Annotated in this window: 4 protein-coding genes; 3 read left to right on the top strand and 1 reads right to left on the bottom strand. The window is 73.1% G+C overall.

What is annotated here, in order from left to right; all coding sequences use genetic code 11:
- Positions 1-116 (top strand): adenosylhomocysteinase (locus ACGFXC_RS37515; RefSeq protein WP_393719427.1); only part of this gene is annotated, 116 nt, incomplete at its 5' end.
- A gap of 83 nt (positions 117-199) precedes the next feature.
- Positions 200-844: a hypothetical protein gene (locus tag ACGFXC_RS37510; protein WP_393719426.1), complete on the top strand. Its 645-nt coding sequence runs from the start codon at positions 200-202 to the stop codon at positions 842-844.
- On the opposite strand, the gene ACGFXC_RS37505 is transcribed toward ACGFXC_RS37510, so the two are convergent.
- Positions 841-1,737: an RDD family protein gene (locus tag ACGFXC_RS37505; RefSeq protein WP_393719425.1), complete on the bottom strand. Its 897-nt coding sequence runs from the start codon at positions 1,735-1,737 to the stop codon at positions 841-843. The two genes, ACGFXC_RS37510 and ACGFXC_RS37505, sit on opposite strands and share 4 nt — an antisense overlap.
- 111 nt (positions 1,738-1,848) lie before the next feature.
- On the opposite strand from ACGFXC_RS37505, the gene ACGFXC_RS37500 reads away from it, so the two are divergent.
- The gene (locus ACGFXC_RS37500) at positions 1,849-2,856 is read left to right on the top strand and encodes a stage II sporulation protein M (protein WP_393719424.1); all 1,008 of its coding nucleotides are present in this window, start codon (positions 1,849-1,851) and stop codon (positions 2,854-2,856) included.
- The last annotated feature ends 369 nt before the right edge of the window (positions 2,857-3,225 follow it).

The raw sequence follows: 3,225 nt of genomic DNA, 5'->3' as shown, positions 1-3,225 counted from the left end.
CCCGCCTCCACCTCGACGCGCTCGGCGTCCGGCTGACCACCCTGCGCCCCGAGCAGGCCGACTACATCGGCGTCAAGGTCGAGGGCCCGTACAAGGCGGACCACTACCGCTACTGATCCCCACGGATCCACAGCACCGAGCCAGGCCCCCGGCGACCGCGCCGGGGGCCTGCCCCGTACGCACGCAAGGACCACGCCCCATGCCCCGCGGCCGCTACTCGCTCCACGACCCGCACGACCACGCCCCCCTCGGCGAGGAGCACTTCCACTGCGCCCCCGGCCCGTCCGGCTGGCGCTACGTCGCCCAGCTGACCCACCCCGACGGCGGACACCGGGGCTCGGTCGACCTGGCCGTGGACGCGCTCGGCCGGCCCATCCGCCTCGAACTGAACGCCTCCGGCTGGCAGGTGCGCGGCGCCGCCGTCGACGGCGTCACCTGGGTCCGCACCGACCCCGCCGGCGCGGAGGCCACCGAGGGCAACGTCCGGGCCCCCGGTTTCACCGGCGCCTCCCCGGCCTTCCTCGTCGCCACGGCCCGCCTGCTGCGCCTGGCCCCCGGCGCCCCGGCCACCCGCGTACGGCTGGTCGCCCTCACGGACCCGGTCCTCGCCGCCCGTACGGTCGACCAGGCGTGGGCGCTGACCTCCCGCGCGGAGCACCCCACGGACAGCGGCCCGCTGGTGGTGGACGAGTACCGGGTCACCGCGCTCGACACCGGCGAGGTGCACACCGTCCATCTCGCCGGCGACGTCGTCCTGTCGGCCCCCGGCATCGAACTCGAACACCTGGAGACCCCGCCCTCGGCCTTCCCCGAAGGCGACCCGGACGACCCCTACGCGCCCTAAGCGGGCGGCGCGAACCCGCTCCCGCGTCCGGGCGAAGCGGCGGGCGGCGCGACGGGCGGGACGGCCGCGACGGGCGGTGCGGCCACGACGGGCGGTGCGGCCACGACGGGCGCGCCCGCCGGGGCCGACGGGTACGGTCCCACCGGCCCGGCGAAGGCCCGGGCCGCGTCCCGCGTCTGCCGCTCGTGCACCACGGCCATCAGGAACGCGGCCGCCGGCACCCCGGCCGGCGGCGGGGTCCCGGTCCTGGCCACCACGTCGTCCGCGAGCCGGGCCGCCATCGCGGCGCCCGTGTGCGGGTCCAGCTGGTTCATCCGCGTCAGGTACTGGCGGATCGCCAGCCACAGCCCGTCCGGCACCGCCGAGAGGTCGAGCGCGGTGAACCGCCCGGCCAGCCAGGGCGGCGGCGGGGGCACCGGCATCACCCGGGCCCCCGGCACCCGCTCGCGGACCACGAGCGTCCCCGCGAACACGTCACCGAGCCGCCGTCCCCGCTCCGAGACCAGCGAGGCGATGCAGGCCACCGTCCCGAGCGTCATCAGCAGCTCCACCACGCCCAGCGCCCCGCGCACCAGCGCGTGCCGGAAGCGGATCGGCCCGCCGTCCTCGCGCACCACCCGCAGCCCGCAGGCCAGCTTCCCGAGCGAGCGTCCGTGCGTCAGCGTCTCCACGGCGATCGGCACCCCGACCAGCACCAGCAGCAGACTCGCCACGGTCACCGCGGCCTGTGCGGCATCGTCCAGGCCGGCCGTCGCGAAGACCAGCCCGATGGAGACGATCATGAAGCCCGTGCCGTACACGACCAGGTCGAGCAGGATCGCCAGCGCCCGGCTCGGCAGCCTCGCCGGCCGCAGACCCAGGACGACCGCGTCCCCCGTCACCAGATCGCTCACCGAGTGCACCTTTCACCGACCTGACCCGCCCCTGTGCGCTCCAGTCTGCCAAGCTGACCACAGGAGCGGTACGCCGAATCGAACGGCCAGGGGCAGGGGAGCGGTAACCGGATGGACCTCGACGTCTTCGTGGCGGCCCACCAGGCGCAGTGGGCGCGCCTGGAGCAGCTCCTCGGCCGCGGCCGGAAGCTGACCGGAGCGGAGGCGGACGAGCTCGTAGCGCTCTACCAGCGCACCTCCACCCACCTTTCCCTCGTCCAGTCGAGCGCCCCCGACCCCATGCTCACCGGCCGGCTCACCCAGCTGGTCGCCCGCGCCCGCGCCACCGTGACCGGCACCCGCCGGGCGAGCTGGCGCGACGCCGCACGCTTCTTCACGGCGGGCTTCCCCGCGGCGGTGTACCGCAGCCGCCGCTGGTGGATACCCACGGCCCTGCTGTCCACGGCCCTCGGCGTCCTCATCGGCTGGTGGATAGCCACCCACCCCGAGGTCCAGAGCGCCATCGCCGCCCCGGAGCACCTGAAGGACCTCACCCGGCCGGGCGGCGGGTACGAGACGTACTACTCCAGCCATCCCGCGGCCTCGTTCGCCGCGCAGGTCTGGACGAACAACGCCCAGGCCGCCGCGATCTGCCTGGTCCTCGGCGTCTTCCTCGGCCTGCCCGTCCTGTGGATCCTCTTCCTGAACATGGCGAACCTCGGCGTGGGCATCGGCCTGATGAGCTCGGCCGGACGTCTCGACGTCTTCCTCGGCCTGATCCTCCCGCACGGCCTGCTCGAACTGACCGCCGTCTTCGTCGCCGCCGGCACCGGCCTGCGCCTGGGCTGGACGGTCATCGACCCCGGCCCCCGAACCCGCCGGACGGCCCTCGCCGAGGAGGGCCGTGCCGCCCTCGGCATGGCGATCGGCCTGGCCGCGGTGCTCTTCGTCTCGGGCCTGATCGAAGGCTTCGTCACCCCGTCGGGCCTTCCCACCTGGGCCCGCATCGCCATCGGAGTCGCGGCCGAGGCCGCCTTCCTGACGTACGTCTACGTCCTGGGCGGCCGCGCCTCCCGCGAGGGCGAGGCGGGCGACGTGGAGGAAGCCGACCGCACGGCGACGCTGCCCACCGCGGCCTGACGTGCCTGATGTGCGTCGGGCCCCGCTGAGCTGCTAGTCTCCTCGTCGTCCCGCAAACACCGTTGACACGGTCGCTGCGGGGAGGTAGATTCGAACGGTTGCCTCGAACTGGACAAGTTCGGCAGTGATGGTTTAACATCTCTCTCGCCCCCAAGGAATTGAATTCCACTGGGGCACATTCGACTCTCCATCCAGAATCGAAGCCGGGAAATCCGGTGGAAAACTTCTGATAGAGTCGGAATCGCCGGAAAGGGAAAGCGCGAAAGCGCAGGATCTGGAAAGCACCGAGGAAATCGGGCCCGAAAGAGTCTGATAGAGTCGGAAACGCAAGAACAGAACAGAACGAAAGCCCGGAGGAAAACCCGCGAG

It is taken from the genome of Streptomyces sp. NPDC048507 (assembly GCF_043199995.1).
Classification (GTDB): domain Bacteria; phylum Actinomycetota; class Actinomycetes; order Streptomycetales; family Streptomycetaceae; genus Streptomyces.
The sequence above is the reverse complement of the archived record's forward strand: the minus strand, read 5'-3'. Positions and strand labels throughout refer to the sequence as shown.

Bases quoted from the DNA above. Each gene is read 5' to 3' on its own strand.
- ACGFXC_RS37510 (WP_393719426.1), top strand. From the start codon at position 200: ATGCCCCGCGGCCGCTACTCGCTCCACGACCCGCACGACCACGCCCCC.
- ACGFXC_RS37500 (WP_393719424.1), top strand. From the start codon at position 1,849: ATGGACCTCGACGTCTTCGTGGCGGCCCACCAGGCGCAGTGGGCGCGC.